At 68.6% G+C, this 14,927-nt stretch carries 15 protein-coding genes; 2 read left to right on the top strand and 13 right to left on the bottom strand.

Going from position 1 to position 14,927, the window contains the following annotated elements:
- Nucleotides 1–150 precede the first annotated feature (150 nt).
- The 4 genes from JSV65_19140 to JSV65_19125 form a co-directional block, all read right to left on the bottom strand.
- The gene (locus JSV65_19140) at nt 151–1,266 is read right to left on the bottom strand and encodes a histidinol-phosphate transaminase (protein UCH34607.1); all 1,116 of its coding nucleotides are present in this window, start codon (nt 1,264–1,266) and stop codon (nt 151–153) included.
- Between the two features lie 91 nt (nt 1,267–1,357).
- Complete coding sequence (locus tag JSV65_19135; GenBank protein UCH34606.1) at nt 1,358–2,395, bottom strand: HD domain-containing protein; 1,038 nt, start codon at nt 2,393–2,395, stop codon at nt 1,358–1,360.
- Between the two features lie 20 nt (nt 2,396–2,415).
- Nucleotides 2,416–3,729: a SpoIID/LytB domain-containing protein gene (locus JSV65_19130; GenBank protein UCH34605.1), complete on the bottom strand. Its 1,314-nt coding sequence runs from the start codon at nt 3,727–3,729 to the stop codon at nt 2,416–2,418.
- Nucleotides 3,726–4,418, bottom strand: a complete 693-nt coding sequence (locus JSV65_19125) for a hypothetical protein (protein UCH34604.1) — start codon at nt 4,416–4,418, stop codon at nt 3,726–3,728. Before JSV65_19125 ends, JSV65_19130 begins: the two co-directional genes overlap by 4 nt.
- Here JSV65_19125 and JSV65_19120 point away from each other — a divergent pair.
- Together JSV65_19120 and JSV65_19115 are read left to right on the top strand one after the other, a co-directional pair.
- Nucleotides 4,418–5,275, top strand: a complete 858-nt coding sequence (locus JSV65_19120; protein UCH34603.1) for a phosphoribosyltransferase — start codon at nt 4,418–4,420, stop codon at nt 5,273–5,275. The genes JSV65_19125 and JSV65_19120 overlap by 1 nt on opposite strands.
- Nucleotides 5,276–7,732, top strand: coding sequence for an AAA family ATPase (locus JSV65_19115; protein ID UCH34602.1), 2,457 nt, complete (start codon nt 5,276–5,278; stop codon nt 7,730–7,732). It abuts the gene before it with no gap.
- Between the two features lie 106 nt (nt 7,733–7,838).
- Here JSV65_19115 and JSV65_19110 read toward each other — a convergent pair whose 3' ends face one another.
- From JSV65_19110 to JSV65_19070, 9 genes are all read right to left on the bottom strand, one after another.
- Nucleotides 7,839–8,606 carry a hypothetical protein gene (locus JSV65_19110; protein ID UCH34601.1) on the bottom strand — a complete coding sequence of 256 codons (768 nt, stop codon included), beginning with the start codon at nt 8,604–8,606 and terminating at the stop codon, nt 7,839–7,841.
- A 180-nt stretch (nt 8,607–8,786) separates the two neighbouring features.
- Nucleotides 8,787–10,001, bottom strand: coding sequence for a hypothetical protein (locus JSV65_19105; protein ID UCH34600.1), 1,215 nt, complete (start codon nt 9,999–10,001; stop codon nt 8,787–8,789).
- A complete protein-coding gene (locus JSV65_19100; GenBank protein UCH34599.1) occupies nt 9,998–10,480 on the bottom strand; it encodes a hypothetical protein in 483 nt (160 codons plus the stop codon). The genes JSV65_19105 and JSV65_19100 overlap by 4 nt, the downstream gene beginning before the upstream one ends.
- Before the next feature lie 24 nt (nt 10,481–10,504).
- The gene (locus JSV65_19095) at nt 10,505–11,125 is read right to left on the bottom strand and encodes a sigma-70 family RNA polymerase sigma factor (protein ID UCH34598.1); all 621 of its coding nucleotides are present in this window, start codon (nt 11,123–11,125) and stop codon (nt 10,505–10,507) included.
- Nucleotides 11,126–11,455: 330 nt separating this feature from the next.
- Nucleotides 11,456–11,701, bottom strand: a complete 246-nt coding sequence (locus JSV65_19090) for a YtxH domain-containing protein (GenBank protein ID UCH34597.1) — start codon at nt 11,699–11,701, stop codon at nt 11,456–11,458.
- A gap of 221 nt (nt 11,702–11,922) precedes the next feature.
- Complete coding sequence (locus tag JSV65_19085) at nt 11,923–12,672, bottom strand: HAD family hydrolase (protein ID UCH34596.1); 750 nt, start codon at nt 12,670–12,672, stop codon at nt 11,923–11,925.
- The gene (locus JSV65_19080) at nt 12,669–13,406 is read right to left on the bottom strand and encodes an epoxyqueuosine reductase (GenBank protein ID UCH34595.1); all 738 of its coding nucleotides are present in this window, start codon (nt 13,404–13,406) and stop codon (nt 12,669–12,671) included. Before JSV65_19080 ends, JSV65_19085 begins: the two co-directional genes overlap by 4 nt.
- 121 nt (nt 13,407–13,527) lie before the next feature.
- Complete coding sequence (locus JSV65_19075; GenBank protein UCH34594.1) at nt 13,528–14,310, bottom strand: class I SAM-dependent methyltransferase; 783 nt, start codon at nt 14,308–14,310, stop codon at nt 13,528–13,530.
- A gap of 404 nt (nt 14,311–14,714) precedes the next feature.
- The coding region (locus JSV65_19070) for a hypothetical protein (GenBank protein UCH34593.1) at nt 14,715–14,927 on the bottom strand (213 nt) is incomplete at its 5' end.

The raw sequence follows: 14,927 nt of genomic DNA, 5'->3' as shown, positions 1-14,927 counted from the left end.
TCGTTCATGTCACCTCCACGCGGGATGGGCAGAAGCCGGCCCACGGAAGAGGCCGGTCTTCCCTCTCCCCGTCGCCTGCTCGGCGATCTCCTCCAAGTGTCCAGACTGCCGCCGCGGCGACCACTGCCCGCGCCGTCGCCGCGATGACGATCACGACGCGGTGCCCCCGCCGACGGCCGCCAGCGTCTTCTCCAGCGCCGCGATGAAGCGCGCGTTCTGCTCGGGCAGGCCGATGGTCACCCGGATGTGCGTCGGCATCCCGAAGATGTCACCGGTGCGCACGATCACGCCCTGCCGCAGCAGCCCCTCGAAGACCGTGCGGCAGTCCACGGCCACATTTAGGAGTATGAAGTTCGCGTGGGTCGGCACGTAGGCCAGCCCCAGGCGCTCGAACTCGCCGTAGAGGTATTCCTTGCCCTCGCGGTTGACTTTGACGCTGCGCTCGATCTGCGCGTGATCGCGCAGGCTGGCGCGCGCCGCTTCCATCGCGACATTGCTCACGTTGAACGGCGCGCGCACCCGCATCAGGTGCTCGATCAACGGCAGCGGCCCGAACCCGTACCCGATGCGCAGCCCCGCCAGCGAGTAGATCTTCGAGAACGTGCGCAGAATGAGGATGTTCTCGAAGCCCTCCTTGAGCATGGTCAGGGTGTCCGGGTAATGCCCGTCCTCGACGTACTCGAAGTACGCCTCGTCGAACACGACCACGCAGTCCTCGGGCGCCGCATCCATGAACTCCGTGACCTCTTCAATCGTGACGATCGTGCCGGTCGGGTTGTTCGGGTTGCCGATCCATACGATCTTCGTGCGCTCGTCAAAGCGCCGCGCCATTCCGCGCAGGTCGTACCGGTACTCGCGCATCGGCACCATCACGCACTCGCCGCCCATCAGCCGCGTCGTGAACTCGTACTGGCTGAACGGCCCCTCGGGCATGAACGCGCGATCGCCGGGGCGCAGAAACGCGAGCCCGATCTGGAGGATGATCTCGTCGCTGCCGCGGCCGATCGCGACCTGCTCCGACGGCAGGCCGAGGTGCTCCGCCACCTCGCGTCGCAGGTGATACCAGTCATTGTCCGGGTACAGCCGCGTCTCCTCGATCGCCTTCTTCATCGCCTCCAGCGCGAGCGGGGACGGCCCCAGCGGGTTCTCGTTCGACGCGAGCTTGACGATGTCGGTCAGCCCGTACTCCCGCTGCACCTCCTCGATCGGCTTGCCCGGGCTGTAGGGCCGTAAGCTCGCTATCTCCGGTCGGATTAGGTCGGACATGATGTGGTCTCCTCGTGTCAACGCGGCGGCATCCGGCGCCGTGGGTACGGCGCGCGACGCCGGCCCCTGCCGAGTGACTCCGCGTCCGGCGTCAGTCCTCGGTGGCGGGGCGTTCGCCGTCGGCGTCTGCCTCGCCAACGAACAGCCGGCGCTTGAGCAGGCGGTCGTACTCGGTCCAGTTCCTGCCGCGACCGGTCTCCCGCGCCATGATGCTGAGAAAACGATTGACCTGCGCGTCGAGGTTCTCGGCGTAATGCAGCGCGCACGCCTCCTTGGTCATCGGCGCCTTGGGTGCGCCCATCTCCGGCTCCCCATGGTGCGTCACTACCAGATGCGCGACCTGCAGCCGCACCCCCGGCGACAGCTCCGGAATCTTCGCCATCGCCTCTTGCACCATCTGGTGCCCGTTCGCAATGTGGCCGATCAGGTTGCCTTCGTCCGTCGTCTCGATGCTCGTGTCGTAGGAGTACTCGCGAACCTTCCCGATATCGTGCAGCAGCGCGCCCGCGATCAGGAGGTCGCGGTCCAACTGCGGGTAGATCCCACACACATTATCGCATATCTTCACGACGTTGAGCGTGTGCTCGATCAGGCCGCCGATATAGGCGTGATGGATCATCTTCGCCCCGGGACAGGTCTTGAACTTGTCCGCGAACTCGGCATCAGCGAAAAACGACGCCAGCAGCTTGCGCAGCCCCGAATCGCGGACCGCTTTGCAGACCTTGACCAGCTCCTGCAGCATCTCGTCCGGGCTGCGCTCCGCCTGCGGCAGGAAATCCTCCGGCCGCACCTGATCGGACGGGCATTTCACGAGGTCCGCGATGATCAACTGCGCCTGATCCTGATACGTCTCCACCCGCCCCGTGACCGCGACCAGATCCCCCTCCTCGAACCGCTCCGCCAGCGCCTCCGCGTTGTCCCACACCCGCCCCGCGATGTCCCCGGTGCGGTCGCCCAGCACCAGCGACAGATACTGTCCCGGCTTGTTGCGGAACTCCACCAGCCGCTTCGACCGCACCGCGTACTGCGCCCCGGCCACGCTCTCGCCCGGGGACAAATCCTTGACACAGCGTCGCCCGCCCGCGCCCCCCAGATTCAGCCTCGGCTGACCGCTCCCGCTTGCGCCCATAGTCCCCTCCTCGCCCTCGGCTAATAGCGCCGCTCGACCTCAGTCCCAGGATAATACTTCGCCAGTATCTCCCGATATCCCCGTCCCGATCCCGCCATGCCCGCCGCTCCCGTCTGGCACATCCCGACCCCGTGGCCCCAGCCCGCGCCCCACAGCACGAACACCACCGGCCGACCCGCGTCATCGCAGTACCGGTCAACGACGAACGCCGAACTCGGCAGCCCGCCCAGCGCCCGCCGGATGACCAACTCCGGGCTCAGTGTGCTCGTCCCGCGTGTCCCCCGTATCTCCAGCCGCGTGATCCGCCCGGATACTCCTCGCCGCAGCGGCCGCAGATCCATCACCTCCCCGACGTTCACCATGTCGGCGAGCGACGCCTCGACTGCATCCCGGGTCAGCACCCGCACCCAGCGGAACCGCGTCGGATTGAGGTAATCGGGCTGCCGGCAGTTCACGCGCGGCGCCCCGGTCAGGTACGCGCGCAGCCGCTCGTCCTCCGCCCCGTACCCGGCCGCGCCCGGGTTGCTTTGTCCCTCCCCGTCCGCGACCCCGCGCAGGTACGGCACGTCCGCCCCGCCCCACACCTCGCTCGCGCTCTCGGTATGTCCTCCGCAGGCGCCGTGGTACACCGCGTTGGCCACCCGTCCGCCGTAGATCAGGACCTCGCCGCGCGTTGCTTCCACCGCCGCGTTGCCGGCGGGCATCTGATCCGTGATCCCGCGGTATGCCTGGCAGTGCGCCTCGGCGCAGAGATCGAAGCCATCGGCCCGGTGCCGGCCCGGGTTCGCCAGCGCCATGCTCCGCGTCGCCACCGCCTGCGCCTTGAACGCCTCCGGCGGGCAGTTCGCCTCCATCTCCGCGCACACGACCCCCCTCGCGTACGCCTCGAGGTCAACCACGTTCACCACCGCGAGCATCCGCGCCGCGTCGCGGATAACCTCGAGCTCGCCCTCGTACGCCCGCAGTCGCTCGCGCTTCTCGCCTGCCCACAGACCGCCATCGGAGCCACCATTCGCCCGCACCCGCAGCGGCAGCGAGCACCACCTCCCCGAGCCGTCCCCGGCCATCACGTAGACCTCCGCCTGGGGCGGCTGCGGGTCCGGCTTCGCGCCTTCCGGAATTGAGGAGGGCAGGTTCACAGTCCACGTCTCGCCCTGCGCGCGCCACTCCTGTCCCTCGTCCGCAACGACGCAGGCCCCCGGGGAGCCAACCACCACCGAGGACTGATGCCACGTCAGGCCGACACGCACCTGCGGCATGCTCGCCTGCGCCGCCGCGACCGCCAGGATCCCGACCGCGATTGCGCTCGCCAGCCTCTTCAGTCCGGTGCTCACTGCTTGGGCCCCAGCGACCATACGACCTGGAAGCGGATCGTGCGCGACCAGTTGCGGTCGCCGCGCGGCTTGGTGAAGACCGCGTTCAGCCGCAGCGCGAGTTCGTTGGTCAGTTGGTAGGTTAAACCCGTGTCGGCGCTGGACGCGAATTGTCGCTCCCCCGCCGTCGCGCCGTTGCCCGTCGCCTTGAGCCGCCTGCCCAAGTCCTGGGCGTAGTAGAGCTGTATCTTGTGCTGCCAGTCCTCGCCCAGCACGCGCTCCTCGGACAAATCGAGCAGCACGTGCCGCCCCAGCGGCAGCCGCACCCCAAGCCCGATGCCGTGTTCCGCGTCCGCGAAGCTGTGGGTACCGGTCAGGCTGTACCCCATGAAGTAGCTGTACTGCGGAGAGGCTTTGTACAGGTACTTCGCCTGCCAGTCAACCCGGTCCGGCGCCGTGGCGTCCACGCCTTGCTCCGGGTCGCGCACCTTGCCGTAATCATCCTGGAGGTAGATCCATATCGTCTCTTTCGCGGCCAATGGACGGGTCAGCCACAGGTCGAGGTCGCTCGACCAGGAGAGCTGGCTGCTGTCATCCTCGTGCGTGGATACGAGGCTGAACGCGAACGTACCCTTGCGCTCCCAGCCGGCGCAAGCGGCGCCGGAGCAGAACGCCGCCAATATCACCACAACCGTCGCCGCGCGCAGCAATGTACACCTCCATACAGCCATTGCCGAGCCAAGTTCTGCGCTCCCCGCGCCATAACCTCCCCGTCACAGCGGCGGTCGAGCACACAGGACTCGCGCGCCGGCGCGGTGTATATCACCTACCGGGGCGAAGCGCGCGCTCGCAGCACCGGCCGGAGCGGCTCACGATCTTGACACAACCCCTCTACAAACACCGGCGCGAGGCGGGCGAGACGCTCGCCGAGAGCCTCGCCGAATACCGCGGCCGCAATGCCGTCGTCCTCGGCATACCGCGCGGCGGCGTCGCCGTCGGCGTGCCGATCGCCCGCGCACTCGAGGCGGAACTCGACGTCATCGTCCTGCGCAAGATCCCGATACCCTGGGAACCGGAGGCCGGGTTCGGCGCGGTCACCGCCGAGGGCGACGTGATTCTCAACGAGCAGATGGTTCATCGCCTGGAGCTGACACAGCAGCAAATCGAACGCGAGGCGAACCGCGTGCGCGCCGAGGTCGAGCGCCGCGCCCGCGCGTACCGAGGAGGCAAGCCCTTTCCCGGCCTGCGCGAGCGCCCGGTGCTCGTGGTGGACGACGGGCTTGCCACGGGATACACGATGATCGCGGCGCTGCGGTCGGCGCGCGCGCGGGGAGCACAGGAGTTGGTATGCGCGGTGCCCGTGTCTCCGCGCGACAGCCTGGACGCCGTACGCCCCTGGGCCGACCGCGTCGTGTGCCTCGTCGTCTCAGATGAGCGGCCGTTCGCAGTGGCCGGCTTCTACTGGGAGTTCCCCGACATGTCGGATCAAGAGGTGAAGGATTTGCTCGGCGCGGCCGCAGAGCGGCGCAGCGTCCGCGGCGGAAACACAGCGGCAGGGAGGAGTTGAATGTCAGCACACCTCAAGTTGTCGGCAGAGGACCTGCGACACGTCTGCGACATGGCGTTCTTCGATTTCGAGACCACGGAACAGGTCGAGCCGCTCGAGGGCACCATCGGCCAGGAGCGCGCGGTGACGGCGATCACCTTCGGCTTCGAGATCAAAGCGCGCGGCTACAACATCTTCGCCAGCGGCAGCTCGGGCACCGGCCGCAACTTCGCGGTGCAGGCCTATGTCGGCGAGTACGCCGAGAAGGAACCGGTGCCGCCGGACTGGGTCTACGTTCACAACTGCCGGGTGCCGGGCGAGCCGTGTGCCATCGAGCTGCCTGCCGGAAAAGGCCGCGAACTCGCCCGCGACATGGACGACCTGATCGCCGCCTGTCGGCGCGAAATCCCCCGCGCCTTCGACAGCGACAACTACCGCCGCCGCCGCGCCGAGGCGCTGGAAGACACGGAGACGCGCCGCAAGCGGTTGCTCTCGACCCTGGAGCAGGAAGCCGAGCGCCGCGGCCTCACCGTGCAGGTCACGCCGATGGGCGTCGCCGTCGTGCCCCTGCGCGACGGCGAGCCCATGAGCCGCCAGGATTTCCAGGCCCTGTCGGAGGACGAGCGCCGGGACATCGAGAGCAAGACCGATGACATGCGCGAGCGCGTCAACGACGCCGTCACCCAGATGCGCCAACTCGAGAAAGAGGTCCGCGACCGCGTCGAGGAGCTCGACCGCGAGGTCGGCCTGTTCGCCATCGGCCACCTCCTGGCCGGCTTGCGCCAGCGATATGCCGAGCACGACCACGTCATCGCGTACCTCGAAGAGGTGCAGCGCGACATCATCGCCCACCTCGACCAGTTCCGCCAGGCCGAGACGCCCGACGAGCCCCAGCCCTCCGCCATCGCCGCGCTCCAGGAGCAATTCAGCGAGGACGCCTTCGACCGCTACCGCGTCAACGTGTTCGTCGACAACAGCGAAACCCAAGGCGCCCCCGTCGTCGTCGAGTGGAACCCGACCTACTACAACCTGTTCGGGCGCCTCGAGTACCGCTCGCGCTTCGGCGGCATGGTCACCAATTTCAGCCTCATCAAGGCCGGCGCCATCCACCGCGCCGACGGCGGCTACCTCATCCTGCAGGCGTGGGACGTGCTGCGCAATCCGCTGTCCTGGGATCACCTCAAAACCGTCCTGCGCAGCGGCGAGGTGCGCATCGAGAACATCGGCGAGCAGTATTCCCCGATCCCCGCCGCCGCCCTGCGCGCCCAGCCGATCCCCGTCAACGTCAAGGTCATCCTGGTCGGCCCGCCGCTGGTCTATTACCTGCTCTACCATCTCGACGAAGACTTCAGAAAGCTCTTCCGCGTCAAGGCCGACTTCGACGTCATGATGAAGCGCGAGCCCGAGCACATCCGCGAGTACGTCGGCTTCATCAGCGCCCGCTGCCGCGAGCACGGGCTGCGCCACTTGCGCCGCGACGCCGTGTGCGAGGTCATCGAGTACGGCTCGCGCTCCTGCGACCACCAGGGCAAGCTCACCACTCGCTTCCAGGACATCGCCGACCTCCTGCGCGAGGCCGACTTCTGGGCCTCCAAGAACGGCAATGATCCCATCGCCGCCGCAGACGTCCGCCGCGCCATCGAGGAGCGCGACTACCGCTCCAAGCTGCTCGAAGACCGGATCCTCGATCTCGTCAGGGAAGGCTCCTTGCTCGTGGACGTCGCGGGCGAAGCCGTCGGCCAGGCCAACGGACTCTCGGTCATGGCGCTCGGCGATTACACCTTCGGACGACCCACCCGCATCACCGCGCGCGCCCGCCTCGGCAAGTTCGAGGTCGTGGATATCGAGCGCGAGGCGCGCCTCGGCGGCGACCTCTTCCACAAGGCCATCCTCATCATCAGCGGCTACCTCGCCGGGAAATATGTGCCCGACTACCCGCTCTCCCTTAGCGCCAGCATTGCCTTCGAGCAGAGCTACGAGCAAGTCGAGGGCGACAGCGCCTCCGTCGCCGAGATGTGCGCCCTGCTCTCGAGCATCGCCGACGTGCCGGTCAGGCAGCAGTTCGCCGTCACCGGCTCCATGAATCAGAACGGCGAAGTCCAGGCCGTCGGCGGCGTGACCCAGAAGATCGAAGGCTTCTTTACGACCTGCAAGGTGAAGGGGCTGTCGGGCGACCAGGGCGTCATCATCCCGCGCGCCAACGTGCAGCACCTCATGCTGAAGCCCGAGGTCGTGGACGCGGTCCGCGAAGGCAAGTTTCACGTCTATGCCGTGAGCACGATTGATGAGGCGCTCGAGCTTCTCACCGGTATGCCCGCCGGCGAGCGCAAGCCTGACGGAACCTACGATCCCGAGACCATCAACCACCGCGTCGAGCAGAAACTGCGGACCTTTGCCGACCGCGCCGCCCAGTTCGGCCGCGCGGCGGCGAAAGAGGACGAGTCCTCGGGCTCGTCGATCGCAGGCGGCGAAGCGTAGCCCGGGTCGGCGCGACAGGCAGAAAAGCGCGATGGGCGGAACACCGTCCGCCCATCGCTATCGTCAACCACCCCCGGGTCAGGCATAACCCGAGGCGCAGGGTCAGCTATCGTCGCGCACCTGCACCGCCCGGCCCCAACCGCCGGGCCATTCCACCGCCGCGCGGGCCCATGCCGGAGCCCTGGCCCATGCGCGGCCCGGCCCCGCGCATCGCGCCGGGACCGTAGCCGCACTGCGGGCACACGCCCGGTCCCATCTGCGGCCCCTGGCCCCGCATCGCGCCGCGCCCTTGCCCGTAACCCGGGCCGAAGCCGCGACCGGCCTGCGGGCCGAAGCCCAGCATCGCGCGACGCCCTTGCCCGTACCCGGGGCCGAAACCACGACCCGCCTGCGGGCCGAAGCCGCGCATCGCGCGACGGCCTTGTCCGTAACCGGGGCCGAAGCCGCGACCGGCTTGCGGACCGTACCCGCGCATCGCGCCAGGCCCCATGCCCCGCGCGCCGGCGCGGCCGAATCGCCCCTGGAACCGCGCTGCCGCCTGCGGGTGGTCCTTGTCAAGCTGCTGCAGCTCAGCCCTGAGGCGAGCCACCTGACCTTCCTTCTCCTGCACCTTCGCTGCGTCCGTCCCGGTTGCTTGCAGCTGTCGGAGCTCTTGCTGGGTCTGCCTGAGCCGCGTCCGCAGTTCCCGCGACTGCTCCAGGTAGCTCCGCTCCTGCTCGGTCAGCTGCTGCTGGCCTGCCAACGGGTGCCACGGCGCGGCAGCCGCCGTTCCCGCTTGAGCCGGCTTCGCGGGCTCCTGATCCGCCCACGCCGCAACCGCCGTCAGCGACAGAGCCATGCCGAGCGCTATCACTATCGCCACCATCTTCTTCATCCCGAGTTCCTCCTTTCATTCACCTCGCGCGAGTTGCTCGTGATGCCGCGCCCCCCGCATTCACCCTGTCCGCCGCTGCCACGAGCGAACCGCTTTCCGATAGTTTAGACGATTGAAACGCGGGTCTATTCCATCGCTCGTCGGGGTTTTTCCGCAGCGCGACCGCGCGCGGCGCCGTCGTCACGGCCTGACGCTATCCGCAATGCGCAGCAACTCGGCCGTATCGAGATCGCCCGTCACGATCACGACACGGTCGGGCAGCAGCTTGCGCACCGCCCGATACGGGCCGCGCTCGACGACAGCAACCGGCGCATCAGGCGGGCCGAATCCGTGGCCCATTCCACGCATGCCGCGCCCGCGCATGCCGGCGGGTCCGGGCATCTGCCCCTCGGACGCGGGGCCGCCGCGTAATCGGAAGCGACGCTGATGGCTTGGCCCAGGACCTGGCATCGCCCCCGGCCCGCCGCGGCGACCACGACCGAACCCCGGCCCCGTCACCGGGCCTGGGGCGCTCGCGCCCACGCGCGGCCCTGGCTCCGGTGCCACTTCCTGCCGGCCCCAGCGCGGGTGCTCGACCACTGTCAGCACCTCCAGGCCGTCGGAATACGTCAGTTCCGCCATCTCCCGCCCCCATCGCCAGTGCCGGCGGGCGGCCAGGGATTGGAGTGAGAACCCGGCAGGTATCTCGGCCGGCGCGATCACCTCGAACCCCACCGCCTGGGACAGGGACTCCAGCGTCTCGTGGGGCCCCTCGACCGCAATCGGCCCCGGCGCCACGCGCCAGTCCTTCGGCACCTCGAACACCTCCGCCGGCACCTCTGCCTCGAAATCCACATCCGTAAACGTGCTCTGGGACTCAGGCTTGCCGTCGGGGCCGTAATCCGCGCTGCGCAACGGGAACGCCGTTTCTCGGTCGAGCCACATCCGCTTTGCTGCACGCGCGCCCGGTCGCCGCCGCATCGCCACGACGGTCGCCGGCCGCCGCGCCACCTGTGCGGCCCCTACCGTACGTGCGGCGTAGTTCCGCGTCGCCGGGGTCTGCTGTGGCAGATGGCGCTCGGCCCACGGAGCACGCCGCGCGACGCGCCAGCGCGTATCGAGATGATAGAGTCTCGCGCCGTCGTCAATAATGCCGAATCCGGCCGCTTCGCCCTTCTCGTAATCAATCCGCAGCTTGCGCCCGTCGCGCCGCACGCGCCCCAGGCCTCTGCGGATTCCGGCGGGCGTGACACGCTCGAACTCGACGGTCCCCGCGAGGGTCACCGCGCGCTCCGCCTCTCGCGCCCGCCGCAGCAGTTCCACGGCCTCGGCCTGAGAAGGCAGTCGGGCCTGCGTCCAAGCCCCGACGCCCACCCGCGCCGCGATCACCAGCGGTATGAGCCAAATAGCTTTCATTGCTGCTGTTCCCCCGACGTCGCCATCGCCGAAGCCAGCGTGTCGCCCAAGGCCGCTGTATCGGCCAGGGGCGCGCGCCAGGCGGAAACCGCGTACTGCCCCAGGTACGCGCTCGACGCCTCGTCTGCCGCGACTACAGGCGCGGCTGGCGGTCGGCCCATGGGGCGTGCGAGATAGACCGCTCCCACCAGCAGCGCCAGCATCACTGCCAGGGCGACCGCTGCGCGCAGCGTCCCCCGCCACGCCACCTGCGGAACGCGTCGCGCCAGTATCGCCGCCTGCACGCCGGGCCACAGATCTCGGGCCGGCTGCTCCAGGCCCAGCGCGCCCGCGAATCCCCCGGCTCGCCGCAGCCGCTCGACCTCGCGGAGGCAATCCGCGCACGCGGCGACGTGATCGGCTACACGCTGGGCAGCTCTCCCCCGCAGAAACCCTGCGGCATATTCCGCCAGCTTGTCCTTGCTATGTTCGCAACTCATCGCTATCCACGTCCCGGTCGGTGCTCACCACCCATTGCTGTCCGCATCGAGGTCGAGGTGCTCCGCAAGCGCGTCCCGCAGGGCCTCCCGCGCCCGCGACAGTCTGGACATCACCGTCCCCGCGCGCACACCGAGCGCTTTCGCGATGTCGTCCACGCTCATACCTTCGAGGTGGTGCATCACCACTACGCTGCGATGCAGCTCCGGCAGCGCGGCGATGGCGCCTCTCACGGCCTTGCGGGTTTCCGCGTCGAGGGCGTCGCGCGCCGGGTCGGGCGCCGGCTCGTGCCCCATCGTCCCCTCGCTCAGCGCGTCTTCGAACAACGGCAGCTCTGATTTCCGGCGCGCGGACTTCAGGTAGTCCCGCGCTGCGTTGGCCGCAATGCGATGCAACCATGCCCCGAGCGCACCGGGAGAGCGCAAGCCCTGGATCGTATCCCACGCCCGCACGAACGTCGTCTGCGTCAGATCCTCCGCCTCCTCGCGGCGCCGCACCATGTGGTGCAGGAACGTGTAGATGCGCGCCTGGTAGCGCCTGAAGATGGCCTCAAACGCATCCACCTGCCCGTGCTGGGCCCGGCGCACCAGGTCGGCTTCTTCCGCCGCGGTACGTTCTACGTCGGCGCCGCTGTGCTTCTCCGCCATTTACGACGACCAGGCCTTCCGCCGCATTCCATCGCCGGGGGCTGTTTTCGTCGCAATTGCACACGTACCTGCGCCAACGCCGGCCGGCGTGGGGCCCCTGGGGCGCCCGGTCAGACAACAGCCGCACGGCCCGAAAGCCGTGCGGCTGGTTCGACTCGGCTATGTTGATGTATCACAGAGCGTCGGGCTGCGGACACTCGCCGTGCTCGACACTCTTCCACTACAGATCGCCGCGCGCGTCGCGGGGCTCATCTCGCCGCGCCGCGCCGAGCATCCGTCCCTTGACGGAACCCGCTCACGCCCGCGTGCGAGCCATACGCGGACGCGGTATCAGCCCTCCTCCTCACCGCCCCGCTTCGCGGCGAGCTGCTCTTTCTTCTCGCGCACCACTTCCGTGCCCTTCTCGACCCACTCGGCGCCGGCGCTCGCCGCGCGATCCTTGTACTCGCTCGCGCGTTCCTTGAGGCGCTGCCTGACCTCTTCCCCCGCCTCTGGCGCCAACAACAGACCGAGAACCGCCCCAGCCAGCGCGCCAACCAGCAAACCACCGACAACCTCACCGCTTCTCATGCTCATTCAGCCGACCTCCTTGCCCGGGCGATATACCTGGGTTCTCTTCGCCGCACCTGCGATGAAGGCGGAACATATGCGCCCGCCCCCGCGACTCATGCACCCTATATATACCAACGGCTCGCTTGAGTGTCAAGGCGAATCAGGGAACACCGGTGGTTGCGACGCCAAGACGGGGCAGCGATGCATTTATCCCCGCAGCCGGCGTCGCGGCCGCGCAGCGCTCCTCAATCCGCAGCGCTGAGGCGAGCGGCAGCTTCGGTCAGGTTGGACGCCATCCAGTCCGGCTGCGCCCCGCTCGCATCGGCGGTCGTCCCCACAGGGTTGATCCAGATGGACCGCATGTCCGCCGCCCGCGCGCCCGCGATGTCGGATTCCAGCATGTCGCCGACAACCACGCACTCACGGGCCGGGACACCGAGCGCCTCTGCGGCTGCCACCATGAACGCGGGATTCGGTTTGCGCCACGGCACCTCGCCCGAGCAGATGAACGCATCGAAGAAACCGCCGATGCCCCACTGCTCCACATCGCCCCGCAGCAATCGCGCCGGCGTGTCCCACGGAGCGTTCGTGATGACCGCCAGCCGGACCCCCTCGGAGCGCAGCCGGTTGAGCACCTCCGTCGTGTCCGGATACGGCTTGTTGCAAGCGCGGATGGGTTCGTAGAAGATATCCGTCAGGCGCTCGATGAGTTCCGCATCCGGCGACAGGCCCGCTGCGCGCAGCCCCGCGCGCAGGCGCTCGCGGAAATGCCACGACCGGCCGCTGCGCTCGATCGCCCGCGCGCGCCCGCCGCCGATCACCTCGGCGACGCGCGCCGCGAATTCGCCTGCCTCACCGCCGCAGGGCCGCGACGCGCGATCCGCTATCTCGCCATACATCTCCTCGAGCCGCTGCCGCAGGAACTCGCGCCACCGCCCCTGCAGGCTGTACTCAAGCAGCGTATTGCCGAGATCGAACAGCACCGCGCGGATCATCGGCGTTGAGCGGCCTCCCCGAGCCTCGGCGGCGCTGGCCCCACCGGGCACGCGCGCATGCACTCGTCGCAGTTGATCTGGCCGTGCGGCGAGATGCGCCGCGCCCCTCGGCCCACTGTCTCGTAGAACGCCTCGCACGCCGCGCGGTCGAAACCGCGTTCCGACAGCGCACCGCTTGGGCACGCGGCGATGCACGCGCCGCAGTCCTCGCATGGCGAGAACTCAATCCGCCCGTCCGGCAGAAGTGAGGCGTCCGTCACCACCGCCCGCAGCCTCATCCACGGCCCCCACTCGGGATGGATGAGAAGTTGACTCTTGCCGAAAACCCCCAGCCCCGCCAGCTCCCCGGCCTTCTTGTACGACATGCTGTGCCGCGGCTCGTCAACTCCGTACCGCAAATTGCGCGGGATCGCTGCGCGGTAGCCGGCGTCGCTCAGAATCCCCACCACGCGCCAGCACGCGTCCCGCAGCATCGCATCCGCAAACGATGCCGCGACATGCGATGCGTCGTAGTCACCCGCCGCGTGGAAACGCACCACCTGCATGGGGTCGACGATGTGCTGGGCAAGGACGACGACCGACCGCACCGGCCCGAAGCGTTCTCCGAGTTCGCCCAGTTCATCGGCGCTGAACGCGCCACCCGGCGCGATACCGATCAGATCCGCCGTGCTCGCGCCAGCCAGGCGCCCGATCTCAACCGCGACCCCGTTGAGATCGTCGTCGCTTATGTCCATTGTCGCTCTCCAATCCGATCCGCGTCGCCAGCTCCAGCGCGGCGGCGATCAGAGTCTCATCTCCGCCCCGTCGGCGCCTCGTCACTCCGCAGGCCCAGCACCTTCAGCCGGTCGTCGCGGCTCAGGCCAGCGAGCATGTCGCCTTCCTTGCCCGGAACAGCGTCATGCTCTCCTCCACCAGCCATCGGTCGTCGGGATGCGCCTCGATGTGCTCCCGCAGCCGCGCCAGCCCGCGCGCGTGGGCCGCGTCCGACATCAAGCGGAACACCGAGCACACCTTCGGCTCGACCTCCAGCAGCCAGTCCCACGGCGAGTCGTGCGTCCGCATGCGCGCGGTGTCGGATGTCACTTCACTGAATCCCGCATCCGCCAGCCACGCCTCCACCTCGATGCGCAGCGGCGTACGCTTGCGGTCTATCGTAACCGCCTCCGGGAAGAAGCGATGCGCGGGATCGTCAATGATGTCATCGAGCGTGCCCTGGCGAACGAGCAAAATGCCGCCCGGCCGCAGCGCCGCGAACACCGCGCGAAATGCGACGACCGGCTCGTCGAGGTGATGCAGCATCAGCGACATCAGCGCGCAGTCGAAGCTCGCCTGCGCCACCGGCGGCGCGAGGACGTCTCCGAGCACCCACTCCACGCGCCCCCGCGAGTCCTTCACCCGAGCTTTGGCGAGCATCTCGCGCGAATTGTCAACTCCGACGGCTGCGCACCCCGTCCGCTCCGCGAGCGGGATGATCCACCGCCCCGTCCCGCACCCGAGGTCGAGCAAGCTTTTCCCAGGCGCGAGCCCGCCCGCCTCGGCAAGCTTCTTCAGCCACCACTTGACGTGCGGCCGGTCGGGCGTCCGCGCGGCGTCATATACCTTCGAGATCTCGGAGTAGTCGGCTTTTCCGTCGCTCACGTCGGCCTCCCCGATCACGAGCACGGGCACAAACATCGGGCTGACGCCACTGATTGATGAATTCGGCGGGCGGCGCGGCAAACCTGTGGGCGAGGAGAGGACGCGTGACGTTACCGCACGCGGAAAACGTAGGTCGGCCGTGCCTGTGGTGAGCGAAGTCGAAGTGCCTACGGCCGCCGCTCTTGGCCGCCGGGAGCCCCCTCTCCCTTCCAGGGAGAGGCCGGGTGAGGGTGACCCGGAGTCGCCGGCGCACGTCTCCTCGTGATCGCATCTGGTCGCACGAGCGCCCCTGGGCTCCGAAGCCTTGGCGAAGGGGCCTCGCTTGCGACGGCTCGAAGCCCCCGCGCGATCTTCAGAGGTCGGTTCGCTCATCCCCGTGACCTCCACCGGATCCCGGGCAGGCCTCAAAGCCTCAATTGCAGCACGTAATCCCCCCGGTCCGTTCCGTCCGGCCAGCCGCGTTTCTGCATACTCTCAAGCCGGAACCCGCACCTCTCGTAGAACGCTCGCGTCCGCGCGTAAGGCTCGTACGCAACCGTCGGCGCGACCGTCGCCACGCGAAGGCAGGCGATGCCGGCCTGACGCGCGCGATCCAACATGGCAGCCAACAGCGTCCT

It is taken from the genome of Armatimonadota bacterium (genome assembly GCA_020354555.1).
In the GTDB taxonomy this organism is placed as follows: Bacteria; Armatimonadota; Hebobacteria.
This window is presented reverse-complemented; position numbering and strand designations above follow the sequence as displayed.

Bases quoted from the DNA above. Each gene is read 5' to 3' on its own strand.
- JSV65_19120 (UCH34603.1), top strand. From the start codon at position 4,418: ATGTACACCTCCATACAGCCATTGCCGAGCCAAGTTCTGCGCTCCCCG.
- JSV65_19095 (UCH34598.1), bottom strand. From the start codon at position 11,125: ATGGCGGAGAAGCACAGCGGCGCCGACGTAGAACGTACCGCGGCGGAA.
- JSV65_19080 (UCH34595.1), bottom strand. From the start codon at position 13,406: ATGGACATAAGCGACGACGATCTCAACGGGGTCGCGGTTGAGATCGGG.
- JSV65_19135 (UCH34606.1), bottom strand. From the start codon at position 2,395: ATGGGCGCAAGCGGGAGCGGTCAGCCGAGGCTGAATCTGGGGGGCGCG.
- JSV65_19140 (UCH34607.1), bottom strand. From the start codon at position 1,266: ATGTCCGACCTAATCCGACCGGAGATAGCGAGCTTACGGCCCTACAGC.
- JSV65_19085 (UCH34596.1), bottom strand. From the start codon at position 12,672: ATGATCCGCGCGGTGCTGTTCGATCTCGGCAATACGCTGCTTGAGTAC.
- JSV65_19110 (UCH34601.1), bottom strand. From the start codon at position 8,606: ATGAAGAAGATGGTGGCGATAGTGATAGCGCTCGGCATGGCTCTGTCG.
- JSV65_19100 (UCH34599.1), bottom strand. From the start codon at position 10,480: ATGAGTTGCGAACATAGCAAGGACAAGCTGGCGGAATATGCCGCAGGG.
- JSV65_19090 (UCH34597.1), bottom strand. From the start codon at position 11,701: ATGAGCATGAGAAGCGGTGAGGTTGTCGGTGGTTTGCTGGTTGGCGCG.
- JSV65_19105 (UCH34600.1), bottom strand. From the start codon at position 10,001: ATGAAAGCTATTTGGCTCATACCGCTGGTGATCGCGGCGCGGGTGGGC.
- JSV65_19115 (UCH34602.1), top strand. From the start codon at position 5,276: ATGTCAGCACACCTCAAGTTGTCGGCAGAGGACCTGCGACACGTCTGC.